Source organism: Microbacterium sp. Cr-K32, from assembly GCF_000708345.1.
Classification (GTDB): domain Bacteria; phylum Actinomycetota; class Actinomycetes; order Actinomycetales; family Microbacteriaceae; genus Microbacterium; species Microbacterium maritypicum_A.
Genome location: NZ_JARD01000006.1, coordinates 1 through 17,451 on the forward strand (window position 1 = coordinate 1; position 17,451 = coordinate 17,451).

At 69.2% G+C, this 17,451-nt stretch carries 16 protein-coding genes; 8 read left to right on the forward strand and 8 right to left on the reverse strand.

The annotated features are described in order from the left end of the window. Positions 1–230 (forward strand): hypothetical protein (locus GZ64_RS19930; protein WP_029264735.1); only part of this gene is annotated, 230 nt, incomplete at its 5' end. Positions 231–258: 28 nt separating this feature from the next. Here the strand turns inward: GZ64_RS19930 and GZ64_RS0100400 are convergent. Then, entirely contained in the window at positions 259–1,161 is a 903-nt protein-coding gene (locus GZ64_RS0100400) for an ROK family protein (RefSeq protein ID WP_029264737.1), read from the reverse strand. Next, positions 1,158–1,718 (reverse strand): orotate phosphoribosyltransferase, encoded by a 561-nt coding sequence (gene pyrE, locus GZ64_RS0100405; protein ID WP_021198216.1) that lies wholly within the window; start codon positions 1,716–1,718, stop codon positions 1,158–1,160. Before pyrE ends, GZ64_RS0100400 begins: the two co-directional genes overlap by 4 nt. Before the next feature lie 182 nt (positions 1,719–1,900). On the opposite strand from pyrE, the gene GZ64_RS0100410 reads away from it, so the two are divergent. Together GZ64_RS0100410 and GZ64_RS0100415 are read left to right on the forward strand one after the other, a co-directional pair. Then, on the forward strand, positions 1,901–2,761 hold the full coding sequence (locus GZ64_RS0100410) for an exodeoxyribonuclease III (protein ID WP_029259639.1): 861 nt from the start codon (positions 1,901–1,903) through the stop codon (positions 2,759–2,761). A gap of 11 nt (positions 2,762–2,772) precedes the next feature. Beyond that, complete coding sequence (locus GZ64_RS0100415) at positions 2,773–3,582, forward strand: Cof-type HAD-IIB family hydrolase (protein WP_029264738.1); 810 nt, start codon at positions 2,773–2,775, stop codon at positions 3,580–3,582. Positions 3,583–3,674: 92 nt separating this feature from the next. On the opposite strand, the gene GZ64_RS0100420 is transcribed toward GZ64_RS0100415, so the two are convergent. From GZ64_RS0100420 to GZ64_RS0100440, 5 genes are all read right to left on the reverse strand, one after another. Beyond that, positions 3,675–4,148, reverse strand: a complete 474-nt coding sequence (locus tag GZ64_RS0100420) for a hypothetical protein (protein WP_136025504.1) — start codon at positions 4,146–4,148, stop codon at positions 3,675–3,677. A 102-nt stretch (positions 4,149–4,250) separates the two neighbouring features. Further along, complete coding sequence (locus GZ64_RS0100425) at positions 4,251–6,278, reverse strand: MSCRAMM family protein (protein WP_168441095.1); 2,028 nt, start codon at positions 6,276–6,278, stop codon at positions 4,251–4,253. Positions 6,279–6,433: 155 nt separating this feature from the next. Further along, entirely contained in the window at positions 6,434–7,087 is a 654-nt protein-coding gene (locus tag GZ64_RS0100430; RefSeq protein WP_029264742.1) for a dihydrofolate reductase family protein, read from the reverse strand. Further along, entirely contained in the window at positions 7,084–7,776 is a 693-nt protein-coding gene (locus GZ64_RS0100435; protein WP_029264743.1) for a winged helix-turn-helix transcriptional regulator, read from the reverse strand. The genes GZ64_RS0100430 and GZ64_RS0100435 overlap by 4 nt, the downstream gene beginning before the upstream one ends. Before the next feature lies 1 nt (position 7,777). After that, positions 7,778–8,215, reverse strand: a complete 438-nt coding sequence (locus GZ64_RS0100440; protein WP_021198209.1) for a VOC family protein — start codon at positions 8,213–8,215, stop codon at positions 7,778–7,780. A gap of 149 nt (positions 8,216–8,364) precedes the next feature. On the opposite strand from GZ64_RS0100440, the gene GZ64_RS0100445 reads away from it, so the two are divergent. The 5 genes from GZ64_RS0100445 (at position 8,365) to GZ64_RS0100465 (ending at position 13,722) form a co-directional block, all read left to right on the forward strand. Continuing rightward, entirely contained in the window at positions 8,365–9,630 is a 1,266-nt protein-coding gene (locus GZ64_RS0100445; protein WP_021198208.1) for a sensor histidine kinase, read from the forward strand. Next, positions 9,627–10,307, forward strand: coding sequence for a response regulator (locus GZ64_RS0100450; RefSeq protein ID WP_029259312.1), 681 nt, complete (start codon positions 9,627–9,629; stop codon positions 10,305–10,307). The genes GZ64_RS0100445 and GZ64_RS0100450 overlap by 4 nt, the downstream gene beginning before the upstream one ends. 66 nt (positions 10,308–10,373) lie before the next feature. Then, positions 10,374–11,546 (forward strand): benzoate/H(+) symporter BenE family transporter, encoded by a 1,173-nt coding sequence (locus GZ64_RS0100455; protein WP_029264744.1) that lies wholly within the window; start codon positions 10,374–10,376, stop codon positions 11,544–11,546. Positions 11,547–11,752: 206 nt separating this feature from the next. After that, positions 11,753–12,637, forward strand: a complete 885-nt coding sequence (locus GZ64_RS0100460) for an ABC transporter ATP-binding protein (RefSeq protein ID WP_029259314.1) — start codon at positions 11,753–11,755, stop codon at positions 12,635–12,637. Next, positions 12,634–13,722 carry an ABC transporter permease gene (locus tag GZ64_RS0100465; RefSeq protein ID WP_029264745.1) on the forward strand — a complete coding sequence of 363 codons (1,089 nt, stop codon included), beginning with the start codon at positions 12,634–12,636 and terminating at the stop codon, positions 13,720–13,722. The genes GZ64_RS0100460 and GZ64_RS0100465 overlap by 4 nt, the downstream gene beginning before the upstream one ends. A 140-nt stretch (positions 13,723–13,862) precedes the next feature. Here GZ64_RS0100465 and GZ64_RS0100470 read toward each other — a convergent pair whose 3' ends face one another. Then, positions 13,863–17,348, reverse strand: a complete 3,486-nt coding sequence (locus GZ64_RS0100470) for a proline dehydrogenase family protein (RefSeq protein ID WP_029264746.1) — start codon at positions 17,346–17,348, stop codon at positions 13,863–13,865. Positions 17,349–17,451 lie beyond the last annotated feature (103 nt).

The window sequence follows — 17,451 nt, forward strand, 5'->3', positions numbered from 1 at the left end:
CCGCCGGCGCCTGGATGATCCGCCGCATCGATGATCGCTTCGACACGGTGGAACAGAAGCTGACCGGCCGCATCGACGCCGTCGACGAGAAGCTCAGCGCGCGCATCGACGCCGTGTCCGAGACGCTCAGCGCCCGCATCGACGCGGTCGCCACCGACGTCACCGACCTCAAGATCTCCGTCGCCCGCCTCGAAGGACCCCCGCGGCATCTGCTCGCGGCGCGCGGCTGATCAGCGTACGCGGACGGACGGACCCTGCCTAGCGCAGCACGAGGGCGGCGGCGCCGATGAGCGGCCCCTCGTCACCCAACCCCGAGCGCACGACGCGTGTACGGCGCGAGTACTCGTGCGCCGCGCTGCCGGTCAGAGCCTGCCGCACGAGGTCGATGTAGTCAGAGGACACCCGAGAGAAGCCGCCGCCGATGGCGACGACATCGAGGTCGACGAGTGTGGCGGCATCGGCGAGCGCCTCCCCCACCTCGCGTGCAGAACGTTCGATCGCCGCCCGCGCGATGGGGTCTCCGGCGGCGGCGTCCCGCGCGAGGTCCTCGCCGGTCGCACCTGCCCAGCCCTGCTTCTGCGCCCAGGCTGCGCTCGCCGGCCCCGAGGCGATCTCCTCGAGCGTCAGACCGCCCTCGCGGCGCACCTGACCGAGGTGGCCGGCATTGCCGGTCGCGCCGGGAATATATGCGCCGTTCGCAACGAATCCCCCACCGACCCCCGTCGAGACGACGATCGACAGCGAGGCACCAGCTCCCTGCGTGGCCCCGAGCCACGACTCGGCGAGCGCGAGCGCACCGCCGTCGTGACCGAGCACGGTGGGCACGTCGCTCCCCATGACCGTGGATGCCGCCGCACGGACCGACTCCTCGAGCCTGAAACCACGCGCCAGAGGCATGTTCACGGGCATGATCGCGCCGGCGGTGCGGTCGATCGGGCCAGCGCTGCCGACTCCCGCTCCGACGAGCTCACCGTCCGAGGGCAGAGCCGCGAGAGCATGTTCGACGATCGCGACCACCGAGGCGTCGAGCGACGCGAGTGTCGCTTCGCGACCGGTCGCCTGCCGGCTCCGGCTGCCCTCGACGAGCACGCCGTCCTCCGCGACGAGCGCAGCCTCCATCTTGGTGCCGCCGATGTCGACGGCCAGGGCGTAGCGGGTCACTGCGGGTCGAGTCCGAGGTCGTCGAGGTCGAAGGCCGCGCGCCACTCGAGGCCCTCGGCTTCGATCGCCGCCTGCGCACCGGTCTTGCGGTCGACGATCACGGCGACGGCGACGATCTCGGCGCCTTCCTTGCGCAGGGCTTCGACGGCCTTGAGCGCCGACTGCCCGGTGGTCGAAGTGTCTTCGAGCACGACGACGCGCTTGCCCTTGACATCGGCGCCTTCGATCTGGCGGCCGCGGCCGTGGTCCTTTGGCTCCTTGCGCACGACGAACGCGTCGAGCGGAGTGCCGGCAGCGACCGAGGCGTGCAGCACCGAGTTCGCGATCGGGTCGGCGCCGAGCGTGAGCCCGCCGACGGCCACGACATCGAGGTCGCCGATCAGGTCGAGCATGATGCGGCCGATCGCGGGAGCGGCACGGTGGTCCAGCGTGAGCTTGCGCATGTCGACGTAGTACGTCGCCTTCTTGCCGCTGGAGAGGGTGAAGTCGCCATGGAACACCGCCTCGTCCTTGATGAGGTCGAGGAGTGTCTGGCGGTCTGCGTCGAGTGCGGTCACGGCATCCAGTGTAGAAGCCTGGGACGCACTGCGCGGAGGCATGAGGCTTGACCGGATGCATGAACTCCCGGCCTTGCGGCTCATGCATCCGTCCGGCGGTCATGCAGGTGACCGCCATACAGGTCGCGGGCGACGGACCCAGCGCGGGCTCGTGTGTCGGATCTCGCAACTAGGCTGGACGCATGCGCTTGGCCACCTGGAACGTCAACTCCATCCGCACCCGTGTCACCCGCACCGTCGAATTCGCCGTCCGCGAAGACATCGACGTGCTGGCGATGCAGGAGATCAAGTGCAAGCCCGAGCAGTTCCCCTACGGGCCGTTCGAAGAGGCCGGATACCACGTCGAGGTGCACGGGCTGAATCAGTGGAACGGTGTCGCGATCGCGAGCCGCCTGCCGATCACCGATGTGCGCACGTCCTTCGACGGGATGCCGGGGTTCGCCAAGGGACATGAAGGACCGGATGCTCCGCTCGAGGCCCGCGCGCTCGGCGTGATGGTCGACGGGGTTCGGGTATGGAGCCTCTACGTGCCGAACGGCCGCTCGCTGGAAGACCCCCACTACCTCTACAAGCTGCACTGGCTGGAGCAGTTGAAGAAATCGACGGCCGCCGAGCTGTCGGCGAACCCCGATCTGCCGCTGGCACTGGTCGGCGACTTCAACATCATCCCGTTCGACGTCGACAACGGCGATCCCGACATCGTGATCGGCCGGTCCACCCACGTCTCTCCGCAGGAGCGCGACGCGTTCTTCGCGTTCCAGGATGCCGGGGTGACCGACGTCGTGCGCCCGCTGATCCCCGAAGGCTTCACTTATTGGGACTATCAGCGCCTGAAGTTCCCGCGCAACGAGGGCGTGCGCATCGACTTCGTGCTCGGCTCGCGCACGCTGGCCGAGGCCGTGCAGGGCGCGTCCATCCACCGCGACGAGCGCAAGGGCGAGCAGCCCAGCGATCACGTCCCTGTGGTCGTCGATCTCGACAGCCGACGGCTCGGAACCGGCGGCGCCGATGACGACGACGACATGCCGATGATCTTCTCCTGAATGCCGATCCCGTGAGTGTGCGTCTGATCGCCACCGATCTCGACGGCACGCTTCTCGATTCGACGTCGTCCGTCACCCCGCGCACCCGCTCGGCTCTCGACGCCGCCCGCGCCCGTGGGATCCACGTCGTCCCGGTCACAGCCCGCCAGCCGATCGGTCTGCGTGCGATCGCGGCCGACGCCGGGTTCGACGGGTGGGCGCTGTGCAGCAACGGCGCCTACGCGGTGCGCCTCGACGACGGGCGGATGCTGTTCGCCGAAGAGCTTCCCGCTGACACGATCCGCACGCTGGCCGAGGCTCTGCGCGCGAGCATCCCCGGCCTGCTGTTCGCAAGCGTGCGCGACGCCGGCGAGACGTTCGTGGCACAAGACGGCTACGCCGCGATCGCCGCTCTCGCCGACCACAAACGCGACCCTGCGACCATGGGCGGCGTGCCGCTGGATCAGGTATTGTCAGCGCCGAGTCTGAAATTCGTGATCCGGCACCCCGAGCTCGCGCCCGACGCGCTGTTCGACGCGGTGCGCGCACTCGGACTCACCGGCTTCGAGGCGACACTCTCCGGCGCCCCCTTCGTCGAGGTCATGGCGGAGGGTGTCACCAAGGCGACGGGCCTCGCCCGGCTCTGCGACCACCTCGGCATCGACCGCGCCGACGTGGTGGCCTTCGGCGATGCGCTCAACGACGTCGAGATGCTCCGCTGGGCAGGTCACGGGGTCGCGATGGCCGACGCCGAACCTCTGGTGAAGGACGCAGCCGACGAGACGACCACCTCGAACGACGACGACGGTGTGGCACGAGTGATCGAGCGGCTGCTCGACTGACGCGATGTTGCCCGACTGGTCATCGCCTCGGGTCCGTGCCTGAGCCTGGCCGCCGAGATCCATGGCGACGGATCACTTCTCGATCTCGAGGCTCAGTGTGTTTCTCTCGGGCGCACCCAGACCGTTCTCGTGAACTCCCAATCGAGATCTCGCTCTCGAGGCGAACGACCGCACACATACTCGACCGCGTAGGCATCTCCCCACGGGTTTCCGTCATACGGGCACCGATGCTCTTCTCGGTCGTTCGGCATGGCCCAGTATTCACGGGAGAAGACATAGAGGGACGGCGGCTCGTACGGGTCCAGAACCGGAACCCTGTCCAGCGACGGCAGCTCCGTTTCCAGCGTGACGCTGTCTCCCCAGGGAAGAGCGAGACGTGCTTCCATTCCCGACGGCAGCCTCCGGTCGCACGACGACAACACCTCAAGGCTCGCTTGGATATCGAACCCACCATCGGGGGTCTCGCCGAGGATCTCGTCCAGGTGGTCGACCACGAACAGACGTGTCGCCGGGTCGATCCTCGCCACGCTTTGTGCTACCCATTCAGACACACGTTGCTCGTTCACAAGGAATGCTCCGTCCCGCGAATCATCGCGCCTCCACGCTGTCCGAGTGCCGGTGGTGCCGCTCTCGGATCACCGGTGATCGAGACGGTTCCCGGCTGAGTCTCAGCTCTCGACGCGGCGACGCCGCACGAGCAGCCCACCCATCATGGCCAGGACGACGCCGATCACCACGATCGCGATCGGAGCCTGGAGACCGGTGGTGGCCAGTCCTGCGCCCGGTGCCGCCGCGGCTCCTCCGGCCTGACCACCCGTCCCCGCTGCCGCGGTGACGGTCAGCGCCGTGCGGGAGATCACCGTCGTGCCTGACAGCGCCACCAAGGTGTGCGCACCGGCCGGTACGTTCGCAGGAATACGCAACGTGCCCTGAAGTGCACCGTCCGCGTCGGCAGTCAGCGTCCCGAGCGCGATCGGGTCGGAGTGCAGCTCGAATGCGATCGTCGCTCCCGGCGTGAACCCCGTGCCCGAGATGGTGATGTCATTCCCGGCGCGGATCGATCCTGCGCCGAGCGCGAGGGCGGGCCCGGGCTGCGGCTCAGGATTCGCGACCGCGACGAGGGTGAAGTCGATCCCCGACACGGGAGCGCCCACGGTCACGACGACGGGAGTCGCCTGCGCCGCCGTGGCGACGCCGTCGTAGAACTGAGGCTGCGCGGTCGTTGTGCTGTCGTTGTAGAAGTTGGCCGAGGCCTTCAGGATGAACGACCCTTCAGGAAGGGCGAGCGAATACGCGCCGGTCTGAAGATCAGCGAAGGTCGTGCCGACGATCTCGTTTCCGGACCAGGCCTCGACGATGACCTCTCTCCCCTCACTGCTGTCGAGAGAGACCGTGCCGGTCACGAGGGCAGCCGCGTCGAGTTCCGCGTCGATTCCGACGACGTTCGCACCGGACGTCACCGTGACAGGGTTCGCGGTCCCCGCCGTGTAGGCGTCGGCCCAGTACTCGGCTCGCAGACCGGGCTCATACGGCGCGAAGTGCACGCGATAGGTGCCAGGCGCGACGGCCACCTGATAGGTGCCGTCGTTCGCGACCCCAAGGAAGTATGCGTGACTGCTGTCCTCCACATCGGTGACGGTGATCGCGGTGAGTGCACGAGAGCCGTCTGCGCTCTTGGTCACCGAACCGCTGATGTACCCGACCGAGTCAAGAGCCGCGTTCACCCCGGCGGTCGTCTGCAGTTCACCGACGGCGACGACCTTCGCAGCGTTGAAGCTGTACGCGTTCTCCCAGTACTCCGTGACGAGTCCGGGAGCGGGCGCGCCGAACTGCACGCGATACGAACCGGCAGGAAGTCCGCCGACAACGTACGCGCCGGCAGGGTTGCTGCGCGCGAAGGCGACGATCTCTCCGTTCGCATCGAGCGCGTTCACCGTGACGTTTGCGAGAGGCGCGCCGTCATCGGCGCGCGTGACGACGCCGGCGATCGCGCCCCCGGCCACGAGGGAGGCATCGATGCCGGAGACAGCTTCTCCCTCGGCGAGGACGACAGGGGTCGCCTGGGAGTAGTCGAAGGCGTTCTGCCAATACTCGCGCTTCAGATCGGTTCCCTCCGGCTGGAACCTCACGATGTACGAGCCGGCGGGGAGGGCGTTGAGAGTGTAAGTGCCGGACGCATCGGTGAAGCCCGATGCCCAGGCCGTGCCGGGGCCGGTCACCGAGACGGCGATGCCCGAAACCGGTGTCCCGTCGTCCTCGCGGGTGACCGTTCCGGTGATAGACGCCGAGGGCGCGGGGGCGAGCGCGGCGTCGATGCCCGTCGCCGCAGACCCGTTCGTCACCGTGACGCGCTGCGCGCCGAGTGAGTCGCTGGCGTTGTTCCAGTACTCCGTGGCGAAGCTGCGGTCCGGCGCAGAGAAGCGGACCAGGTAGGTGCCGTCGGCCAGGCCGGTGAGCGTATATCCGCCAGTCGCATCGGTGACGGCGTCGGACCGGCCGAGCGCGCCATCTCGCTGTGCGGAGACCTGGATGCCCGCCAGCGCCGCTCCTCCGACGTCGGCCGTCACCGTCCCGGACATCGAACCCGTTGGCGCGGGATCTTCCGCCGCCACGACGGCTGTCGCACCTCCCAGGGCGATCGCGATCGCCGCCATTCCGCCCAGCACAGCCCGCAGCATCCCGCGTCGTCGCGTCATTCTTCTCACCTTGCGAGGGAGTCCGTTCGCTCGGTGATCCCACCGTCGCGTACAGTCTCGATTCATCCGCCGATCGCCGGCAGCTTTCCTCTCGAACCTAGAGGATCAGCACATAGGAAGGGAATAGTCGATACACGGGAGTTACCCCCTCGTGATCACTCGAACGTCCCGACCTCCGGCACCCGATCGGTGCGCCCGTACCGGAGCAGGGTCACACCCGCCTCGTCGGTGATCGGCGGATCCAGCAACCGCAGCACGCTCGGCATCGCGTCGTCGTCGAACACCTTCTTGCCCGCGCCCAGCAGCAGCGGATAGACCCAGAGGTTGAGCTCGTCGAACAGCCCTTCCGCGAGCAGGGTGTGCACGAAGTCGATGCTGCCGATCACATGCACCTCGCGGTGGTCCGCCCGCATCGCGGCCACCTCGGCAGCCAGATCGGCACCGACGCGCGTGCTGCCCTCCCAGTCGAGCGCGAGTTCGGCATTCCGCGTCGCCACGTACTTCGGCACCCGGTTGAAGAGCGTGCCGATGGCGCCCGACTCCCCCTCGGTGTGCTGTGGCCAGTACGAGGCGAAGATGTCGTAGGTGCGGCGCCCGAGCAGCAGCGCGTCGAGCCCGCGCATGCCCTTCTCGATCTCGGGACCGACCCCGGAGGAGGGATACCCGGCCTGCCAGCCGCTGAAGCGGAAGCCGCCGGAGGTGTCCTCGTCGGTGCCGCCGGGGCCCTGGGCGACGCCGTCGAGAGAGGTGAAGAGATCGATCAGGATGCGGCCGGATGCCTGTTGTTCATCGGGATATTGGCTGTTCATGTCGTGCTCCCTACTGTCAGTCGTGCGATGCGGAAGGTGTCGGCGAACGAGTCCAGCAGCGATTCGTCGCCCCGGACGACCGCGACGATGTCCTGCGCGAGGGCCTCCGCCGGGGTGACCTCGCCGCCGATGAGGCGACGGATGCCGGGCCCGGCGACGATCACCGCGTCCGGAGCGCCGTCGGGAAGACGTCCGCCGACCGGCGGCGCCGGCGGCGTGATCTGCGCGACGCGGAGCTCGCCGTCGTGCACGGATGCACGGAGGGCGACGTCGCCGACATGCAGCTCGTACTCGGCATCCACGGCGGATTCCGCCTGGAACGCCGTGCGCAAGGCCATCGTGAGCGAGTCGGGCGTGACGACGTCACCCTCTGCGGGATCCCCCATCGCCTGGAAACCCCAGCGTCCGAGCGCGAGCATGATCGGCTCGAACGAGCGGCCGTAGGGGGTGAGCTCGTACACCAGGCCGCAGTTCAGCAGCGGCACCCGTCGCACGACCCCACCCTCCTGCAACTCCTTCAACCGGGTGGACAGGATGTTGGTGGGGATGCGCGGCAGGCCCTGCTTGAGGTCGGTGTACCGACGCGGCCCGACGAGCAGATCGCGGACGATGAGCAGCGCCCAGCGCTCGCCGATCAGCTCGACGGCCGTCGTCACGCCGCAGTACTGGCCGTAGCTGCGCGCCGCCATGTCAGACCGACGCGGCGGTGTCGCCCACGTGGTCCGGGCCGTTCTCGACGGCCTCGGGCGTCATGTACAGGAAGCCGAGCGAGTTGCCGTCCGGGTCGTCGAGGTCGCGCGAGTACATGAAGCCGTAGTCCTGCACGGGCTTGGGCTCGGTGCCGCCGGCGGCCAGACCCTTCTCGAGAATCGCGTCGACCTCGTCACGCGAGTCCTGACTGAAGGCCACGGAGACCTGCACGACCTCATTCGGGTCGGCGATCGGCTTGTCGGTGAACGTGGCGAAGAACTCGCGCTTGAGCACCATGAAGTAGATGTCCTCACTCCACACGATGCATGCGGCGTTCTCATCGGTGAACTGGGGGCTGATCTCGCAGCCGAGTGCGGTGTAGAACGCCTTGGCACGGTCGAGGTCGCTGGTGGGCAGGTTGACGAACACCTTGGTCATGATGACTCCTCCGGAGATGCGAGCCCATCGGTCGGTGAGCCCTTTCGGACTAGCTTGCAAAAAACAACCACGCTTGTCAATAGCAAGTAACGCGACGATCCCCCACGCGGGGGATGCGCCCCGAACGAGCCCCGCCCTACGGTGGAGGGATGCCCGCAGCCCCGTTCCTCCGCACGCCGACTGAGCGCGAGCGGCGCAGCGACATCCTGCTCGCCGCCGTCATGTTCGTCGGGGCCGTGTTGAGCGCTGCACTCTCCTCGATCGCCGAGATGTACGGCGATGAGCAGGCGCCGCTGTGGACGGCCCTCGTGTACGCGGCGGTCGTCACTGCTCCCCTGGCCGTCCGCCGCCGCTGGCCCGGCACGGTCGCCGTCATCGTGGTCGCCGCCTACTTCACCGCGGTGACGATCCGGATCCCTGAGATCTATGTCGGCAACATCGCGATGTTCATCGCCATCTACACGGCAGGCGCCTGGATGAACAACCGCCGGCGCGCGATCATCGTGCGCGTCGGGATCATCGTGAGCATGTTCGTGTGGCTGCTGATCACGATGTACCGCGATGCGATCAACGAAGCCGACAAGGCGGATGTGATCGCCGGGGCCATGTCGCCGTACGTCGCCTTCATGCTCATCCAGCTGCTGCTGAACGTGCTCTACTTCGGTGGGGCGTACTACTTCGGCGAGCGCTCCTGGGCTGCGGCCAGCCAACTGGCGGTTCTCGAGCAGCGCACGGCCGAGCTGGAGCGCGAGCGGGAGGTCACCGCTGCTCAGGCCGTCGCCCTCGACCGGGTGCGCATCGCGCGCGAGCTGCACGACGTCGTCGCCCACCACGTGTCGGTCATGGGCGTGCAGGCGGGAGCCGCCCGCCTGGTGCTGGAACGGGATCCCGCGGAGTCCGCGCGCATCCTCACCGGGATCGAGGGATCGGCACGCGACGCCATCCACGAGCTGCGCCAGCTGCTGGAGACTCTGCGGGCCCCCGGCGGGGAGACCACCGATGCCGCCTCCACCCTCGTCCTCGACGACATCGCCGAACTCGTCGACGCCTCGACCGAGGCGGGACTGCCGACCGCGTACACGGTCATCGGCGACCCCGCGCCCGTCCCTTCGCTCGTCGCCGTGAACCTGTACCGCATAGCGCAGGAGTCCCTCACGAACGCCCGCCGTCACGCCGGCCCCGACGCGACAGCCGACGTGCGCGTGCGCTACGACGACGACGGCGTCGAGATCGAGATCGTGAACACGGGGCGCCCGGTCGCCCAGCTTCGGCCCGGGCTCGGCCAGCTCGGGATGCGGGAACGCGCCGCGGCCTCCGGAGGCACGCTCGAGGTGATCCCCCGGCCGTTCGGCGGCCTGCGCGTGCGCGCCCGCGTGCCCTTTCCCGTCGCGAGCGAATCGAGCAGGAACCGATGAACGATCCGATCCGTGTCCTGCTCGTCGACGACCATGCCCTGCTGCGCGCCGGCTTCCGCACGATCCTCGACACCCAGCCCGACATCACCGTGGTCGGCGAGGCATCATCGGGTGCTGAGGCCGTCGCCAAGGCATCTGCCCTCCATCCCGACGTCATCATGATGGACGTGCAGATGCCCGACATGGACGGTATCGAGGCGACCGGACGTATCGTCGCCGACCCGGAGGTCGACGCGGCCATCGCGATCGTGACGACCTTCGATCGCGACGACTACCTGTACCGTGCTCTGGATGCCGGGGCCGGTGGATTCCTGCTCAAGAACGCCGGCGCGGAGGATCTGATCTCGGCCGTCCGGGCGCTCGCCGCCGGTGACGGCATGCTCGCCCCTGAGGTGACCCGCCGCGTGCTGGCACGTTTCGCCGCGACGCCTGCTCCGGCGGCGGCCGCGACCACGAACAGCGGCGTGTCGAACGTCACACTCGCCGAGCCCCTCACCGAGCGCGAGGCCGAAGTGCTGACGCTGCTCGCCGATGCCCGGAGCAACGCCGAGATCGCGCAGGCCCTGTTCATCGGCGAGGCCACCGTGAAGACACACGTCTCGCGCATCCTCCAGAAGCTGGGCGCCCGCGATCGCGTGCAGGCGGTCGTGCTCGCGCACCGCATGGGTCTCGCCTAGGGTCTCGCCTAGCGCGGCACCCCCTGATCCGCGGCGCCCCTCCGTCTCCGCGATACCCTCGGAGCCATGCCCGAAGCCGCACCCCTGTCCCGCCCGATCCTGGCGGGGGTGGTGACGGCACTCGTCGGATTCACCAGCTCGTTCGCGGTGGTGCTGACCGGGCTCGACGCGGTCGGGGCGAACGCGGCGCAGGCGGCGAGCGGGCTTCTCGCGGCCAGCCTCACGATGGGTCTGGCCTGCGTGGTGCTCGCATGGCGGTATCGGATGCCGATCACGGTCGCCTGGTCGACTCCGGGAGCCGCCCTGCTCGTCGCCACGGGCACCGTCGAGGGTGGATGGCCGGCAGCGGTCGGCGCTTTCCTGGTGACCGCCGCACTCATCCTGCTCACCGCGCTGTGGCCGGCCCTCGGCGCGCTGATCGCCCGCATCCCTCCGTCGATCGCGCAGGCGATGCTCGCCGGCGTGCTGCTGCCCCTGTGCCTGGCCCCGATCACCGGGATCGTCGCGAACCCCTGGGGCGTGGTGCCGGTCGTGCTCACGTGGCTGCTGTTCGCACGCCTCGCACCGCGCTGGGCGGTGCCACTGGCCTTCGTCGCCGCCGCCGTCGTGGTCGCGGTGTCGCTGACGATGGAGCATGCGACCTTCGACCCCGCGCTGCTGCTCCCGCGCCTCGAGTTCACTGCACCCACGTTCACGGTCGGCGCGCTCGTCGGCCTCGCACTGCCGCTCTTCATCGTGACGATGGCGTCGCAGAACGTGCCGGGCGTCGCGATCATGCGCAGCTTCGGATACGAAATGCCGTGGCGTCCCGCCATGCTGGTCACCGGGGTCGGCACGGCACTGGGAGCGACGGCGGGCGGGCACGCCATCAACCTCGCCGCCATCAGCGCGGCACTCGCCGCCTCGCCGGACGCCGACCCCGACCCGAAGAGGCGGTGGGTCGCCGGGGTCTCGACCGGGGCGTCATACCTCATCCTCGCGGTCTTCTCGGCCACCTTCGCCGCTCTGGTGGTGCTCGCGCCGACGGCCGTGATCCCGGCCGTCGCCGGTCTGGCGCTGTTCGCCGCGTTCGGCTCGTCGGTGCAGCAGGCGATCGACGAACCGGGCGAACGGATCCCCGCCGTGGTGACCTTCCTGGTGGCCGCATCCGGGATCGCCGTGCTCGGGGTCAGCGCCGCGTTCTGGGCGCTCCTCGCCGGACTCCTCGTCCGCACGGTGCTCCACACTCCACGCCCCTGATACTCCCCCCCACCCCTCACCGCGAGTGCACCGCTTCTCGTCGAGTGCACGACTTGTCCGCGTCTCCATCCCGTGCATTCGGCGAGATCCCGTGCACTCGGCGAGATCCCGTGCACCCTCCCCCGCACGGGTGATCCCGCAGAGTCCGCCGTGCGGGGGATGCCGCAGTCGGGCGCGCTCCGTAACGTGAAGGCATGACCACAGGAATGCTCGAACTCTCCGGCATCACCAAGAGCTACGGCTCTCGGCGCGTGCTCGATGACGTGTCCTTCTCGGTCGCCCCGGGGCGGCTGACGGGCTTCGTCGGCGGCAACGGCGCCGGCAAGACCACCACCATGCGGATCGTGCTGGGGCTGCTGTCGTCGGACGGCGGCCGTGTCGACCTGGACGGCGCTCCGCTGACGACCGCCGACCGCCGCCGCTTCGGCTACATGCCCGAGGAGCGCGGCCTGTACCCGAAGATGAAGGTGCTCGAGCAGATCGTCTACCTCGCCCGCCTGCACGGCTTCGGCAAGCAGGAGGCCACGGAGCGCGCGACCGCCCTGCTCACGGAGCTCGGGCTCGGCGAGCGGCTGAACGACACCATCGAGTCGCTCTCGCTCGGCAACCAGCAGCGCGCGCAGATCGCCGCGTCGCTCGTGCACGACCCCGAGGTGCTGATCCTCGACGAGCCGTTCTCGGGCCTCGACCCGCTCGCGGTCGACGTGGTCGCGGGAGTCCTGCAGGCCAGTGCCGCCAAGGGCGCATCCATCTTGTTCTCCTCCCACCAGCTCGACGTTGTCGAGCGCCTGTGCGACGACCTCGTGATCCTCGCGGGCGGCACGATCCGCGCGGCCGGTTCCCGAGACACGCTGCGCGCCGAGCACGCCCGTGACCGGTACGAGCTCGTCTCGGCCGGCGACGCCGGATGGCTGCGCACCGAGCCCGGTGTCACGGTCGTCGACTTCGAGGGCGGGTACGCGCTGTTCGACGCGGACGGCCCCGAAACGGCGCAGCGCGTGCTGCAGTCGGCCGTGCAGCGTGGCGACGTCGCCAGCTTCGCCCCCAAGCATCCGTCCCTCGCCCAGATCTTCAAGGAGGTCATCCAGTGAGCGCCCCCACCCCCGTCCGCGCCTCGAACGGCATCTGGCTCGTCGCCGAGCGCGAGATCGGATCGAAGCTGCGCAGCAAGGCGTTCCTGATCTCGACCGGCATCCTGCTGGTGCTCGCGCTCGCCGGTATCATCCTCGGTGGTTTCGCGAGCAAGAACACCGATGCGATGCCGGTCGCAGCGACCGCGGAGACCGCCTCCGCGGTCTCCGCCATCCCGAACGTCGAGGTCACCACGGTCGCCGACCAGGCTGCAGCCGAACAGCTCGTGCGCGACGACAAGGTCGACGCTGCGGTGCTCCCGGGTGATGGCCCCTCGGGCTACACGATCGTCGCGCTCCAGGAGGCGCCGGGCTCGCTCGTCTCGGCCCTGTCGATCACTCCCGAGGAAGTGATCCTGGAACCGGCGACCACCAACCCGCTGCTGCGGTACTTCATCGCGATCGCCTTCGGTCTGGTGTTCATGATGGCAGCGGCGACGTTCGGCGGCACGATCGCGCAGAGCGTCGTCGAGGAGAAGCAGACCCGCGTGGTCGAGGTGCTGCTGTCGGCCATCCCGGCGCGCACACTGCTCGCGGGCAAGGTGATCGGCAACACGGTGCTGGCGATGGGGCAGATCCTCGCCCTGGCGGCCGTGGCCACGATCGGGTTGATCGTCACAGGTCAGCGCGAGGTGCTCACGACCCTCGGGGCGCCGATCATCTGGTTCGCGGTGTTCTTCCTGTTCGGCTTCATCCTGCTGGCGGCGATGTTCGCGGCTGCGGCCTCGATGGTCTCCCGCCAGGAGGACATCGGTTCGACGACCACCCCGATCACGATGCTGATCATGGCCCCGTACATCCTGGTCATCGTCTTCAACGACAACCCGCTGGTGCTGACGATCATGTCGTACGTGCCGTTCTCGGCGCCTGTCGGCATGCCGATGCGCCTGTTCGTCGGCGAGGCCCAGTGGTGGGAGCCGCTGCTGAGCCTGGTGATCCTGCTCCTCAGCTGCGTCGCGGCCATCGTCATCGGCGCCAAGATCTACGAGAACTCGCTGCTGCGCATGGGCTCCCGGGTCAAGCTCGCCGAGGCGCTGCGCGGCTGAGGCTGCGTACCCAGCAACCCGCCCGCCCGCGCAAGGGTGCGAAAACGGAGACGATCATGCTCGTCGTCCGCGTGTCGGCACATGACACGCGGACGGCCGCATCGATCGTCTCCGTTTTCGCTTCCGGGAGCGAGCCCGGGTCAGATCACGCCGTCGGCGAGGGTGGTCGGGTTGCCGAAGCGGTGGTTCGTGATCGATACGGCCTGCTCGTGCAGGAACGGCAGCATCTCCACTCGGCCGGCACCGGTCACGGCGTGCGACCAGACCGCCACATCGGGGCTTCCGTCGAGCGCCTCATGCAGGGCCGCGGCGTCGCCGCCGACCAGCCGTACGCGGTGCCACGAGTTCGCCGCCTTGGCGTAGCGCTTGGTCCACGCCGCGTCCGACTCGTGCTTCACGGTCACACCGTGCGCACGCAACGCCTTCTCGATGCGTGCGGGCAGGGCCGGTGCCGACACCGTGAACGGGCTGCCGCTGCGCAGGGCGGCCGCGAGCACGCGGACACCGTCGACCAGCGGCGCGCTCTCGCTGATGCGCACGTCGACCGCGACCGGACGGTAGCGGAAGAGGTTGCGCTCGACCCCGAGCCCGGACTTGTCGCTCACCGCGCCGAACTCGTCGACCCAGGCGCGCTCGTCGGATGCGGCGGCGCGGTGCAGCCACTCGGCCTCGGCCGTGTCGACCTCGGAGGCCGTCGCGTCCAGCAGTGCGCCGACCGCGGGCACGACGGCCGCGCTCGGGGCGGCGGCCGGAAGCTCGGCCGGGGTCCACTCGCCGAGACCGAAGAGGTAGTTCGGGCCTCCGGCCTTGGCGCCCGCTCCGACGGCCGAGCGCTTCCAGCCACCGAACGGCTGACGCTGCACGATCGCACCGGTGATGCCGCGGTTCACGTACAGGTTGCCCGCCTCGACACGGTCGAGCCAGGTGGCGACCTCGTCGGAGTCGAGCGAGTGGATGCCGGCGGTCAGGCCGTAGTCGACAGCGTTCTGCAGGCGCAGCGCCTCGTCCAGGTCCTTCGCGTGCATGATGCCGAGCACCGGCCCGAAGAACTCGGTGAGGTGGAAGTACGAGCCCTCGCGCACGCCGGTCTTCACACCGGGCGTCCACTGCTTTCCCTCGTCGTCGAGCTTGCGCGGCTCGACCAGCCAGCGCTCGCCCTTCTCGAGCTTCGTGAGCGCGGTGAGCAGCTTGCCGCTCGCCGGCTCGATGATCGGGCCCATCTGGGTGGCGGGGTCATCGGGCAGGCCGACGCGCATCGAGGTCACGGCATCCACCAGCTGACGCTCGAACCGCTTCGAGTCGGCGACGGATCCGACGAGGATCGCCAGCGACGCTGCGGAGCACTTCTGCCCCGCGTGGCCGAACGCGCTGCGAGCCACGTCGGCGGCCGCCAGGTCGAGGTCTGCCGAGGGCGTCACGATGATCGCGTTCTTGCCGCTGGTCTCGGCGAGCAGCGGCAGGTCGGCGCGGAACGAGCGGAACAGCTGCGCGGTCTCGTACGCCCCCGTGAGGATCACGCGATCCACCGCAGGACCGGCCACGAGGCGCGTACCGAGGTCGCGCGAAGCGAGGTCGACGAGCGCGAGCAGGTCGCGCGGCACACCGGCGGCCCACAGCGCCTCGACCATCACCGCGCCGCAGCGCTGCGTGAGCTTCGCGGGTTTGATGATGACGGCCGAACCCGAGGCCAGACCCGCGAGCACCCCACCCGCGGGGATGGCGACGGGGAAGTTCCACGGCGGCGTCACCACGGTGACCTTCGACGGCACGAAGTCGGCGCCAGAGACGGTCTCGAGGTCCTTCGCGCGCTCGGCGTAGTAGTGCGCGAAGTCGATGGCCTCGCTGATCTCGGGGTCGGCCTCGGCGATGGTCTTGCCCGCCTCGTGGGCCATGATCTCGATGAGCTGACCACGGCGCGCGGCGAGCTCGTCTCCCGCGCGATGCAGCACGGCGGCGCGATCGGCGGCAGGGAGCGCTGCCCACTTCTCGGCGGCGGCGGTCGCTGCGGAGAAGATGCCGTCGAGCTCGGCATCCGTCTCGACCTTGGCGATCGCGATGGTGTCGAGGCCGAGCGTCGAGCCCACCGAGCGGCTCAGGATCTCGCGGCCCCATGCGCGGTTCGCGGCGATGGCCGGATCGGTGTCGGCCTGGTTCTCGAAGCCGGTGGTGGTTCCGGAGGGCGCCTCGGCGTCGGAATCCAGAACCGTACGGTCCTGCACGCGGTGGGGACCGGGGACGAATCCCGCCTCATCGGTCGCGAGCGCGGCCAGCGAGCGCTCGAAGCGCTCCCGCTCGCGGGTGAGCAGCGTCGGGTTCGAGGCCAGCTCGAACACGGCCGACATGAAGTTCTCGGGGCTGGCGTTCTCTTCGAGGCGGCGCACCAGGTACGCGATCGCGACGTCGAACTCGGCCGGGTTCACGACCGGCGTGTACAGCAGCAGGCGGCCGACGTCCTTGCGGACGGCCTCGGCCTGCCCGGTCGCCATGCCCAGCAGCATCTCGTACTCGACGAGCGGATCGGCGCCGGACGGGTCGGCGACCCCACGCGCCTGGGCGAGCAGCCAGGTGTAGGCGATGTCGAACAGGTTGTGGCCGGCGATGCCGATGCGCACGGCGTCCAGTCGCTCCGGGGTCATGGCCCAGTCGAGCACCCGCTTGTAGTTGGTGTCGGAGTCCTGCTTGGTGCCGTAGGTGGCGAGCGGCCAGCCGTGGATCGCCGCGTCGACCTCTTCCATCGCCAGGTTGGCGCCCTTGACGACGCGCACCTTGATCGGCGCTCCGCCCTTGGCACGGCGGGCGGCGGCCCACTCCTGCAGGTGCTGCATGGCACCGAGGGCGTCGGGCAGGTAAGCCTGCAGCACGATGCCGGCTTCGAGGTTCTCGAGCCCCGGCTGGTCGAGGATGCTCGTGAAGGCCGCGATCGTCAGGTCGAGGTCGCGGTACTCCTCCATGTCGAGGTTGATGAACTTGGCCTTGCCCTTCGCCTCGGCCTTCGCGGCGAGCTCGTAGAGCGGGGTCAGCTTCTCGACGACATCGGCCACGGCCTCGTCGAACGACCACATCGACAGCTGGCTCACGACGCTGGAGACCTTGATCGACACGTAGTCGACGTCGTCGCGGGCGAGGAAGTCGCGGGTGCCCTGCAAGCGGTGTCCCGCTTCGCGCTCGCCGAGCACGGCCTCGCCGAGCAGGTTGAGGTTGAGCCGGTTGCCGCTCTTGCGCAGCTTCGCGATCGCGGGGCCGAGCTTGGAGGGCGTGGCGTCGAGCACGAGGTGCCCGACCATGGCGCGCAGCACGCGACGCGAGATCGGCACGACCACGCCGGGGAGCTTCGGCGCCCAGAAGCCGCCCGTCTTGATCGCGGCGCGCAGGTAGCCGGGCAGCAGCGACGGGGTGATGTCGCTCAGCTCGGCGAGCTTGCGGCCGGCGACGCGCAGGTCTTCCGGACGCATCACGCCGTCGACGAAGCCGACCGTGAACGCGAGTCCGTTCGGGTCCTTGAGCACCTCGGACAGGCGCTGGGCGGCGGGCTCGACGGGGTGGGTCTCGCTCTCGACGAGCCAGCGCTTCACCAGGGCGGCGACGTCTTCGGTGCGGGGGGTGGTGGTGTCGGCGGCGACAGGCATCGGTGGGACCTTCCAAGAGAGCGCACACCGGGATTTCGTGTGCGGGCTGGTTCATTGTCCTGCCGCTCGGTAGGCTCCGTCTATCAACCGATTTGCGTGGATT

What these genes read in the sequence shown, in the direction of transcription:
- GZ64_RS0100410 (WP_029259639.1), top strand. Translation starts at nt 1,901, where the DNA reads ATGCGCTTGGCCACCTGGAACGTCAACTCCATCCGCACCCGTGTCACC.
- GZ64_RS0100425 (WP_168441095.1), bottom strand. Translation starts at nt 6,278, where the DNA reads ATGACGCGACGACGCGGGATGCTGCGGGCTGTGCTGGGCGGAATGGCG.
- GZ64_RS0100430 (WP_029264742.1), bottom strand. Translation starts at nt 7,087, where the DNA reads ATGAACAGCCAATATCCCGATGAACAACAGGCATCCGGCCGCATCCTG.
- GZ64_RS0100435 (WP_029264743.1), bottom strand. Translation starts at nt 7,776, where the DNA reads ATGGCGGCGCGCAGCTACGGCCAGTACTGCGGCGTGACGACGGCCGTC.
- GZ64_RS0100440 (WP_021198209.1), bottom strand. Translation starts at nt 8,215, where the DNA reads ATGACCAAGGTGTTCGTCAACCTGCCCACCAGCGACCTCGACCGTGCC.
- GZ64_RS0100445 (WP_021198208.1), top strand. Translation starts at nt 8,365, where the DNA reads ATGCCCGCAGCCCCGTTCCTCCGCACGCCGACTGAGCGCGAGCGGCGC.
- GZ64_RS0100450 (WP_029259312.1), top strand. Translation starts at nt 9,627, where the DNA reads ATGAACGATCCGATCCGTGTCCTGCTCGTCGACGACCATGCCCTGCTG.
- GZ64_RS0100455 (WP_029264744.1), top strand. Translation starts at nt 10,374, where the DNA reads ATGCCCGAAGCCGCACCCCTGTCCCGCCCGATCCTGGCGGGGGTGGTG.
- GZ64_RS0100460 (WP_029259314.1), top strand. Translation starts at nt 11,753, where the DNA reads ATGCTCGAACTCTCCGGCATCACCAAGAGCTACGGCTCTCGGCGCGTG.
- GZ64_RS0100470 (WP_029264746.1), bottom strand. Translation starts at nt 17,348, where the DNA reads ATGCCTGTCGCCGCCGACACCACCACCCCCCGCACCGAAGACGTCGCC.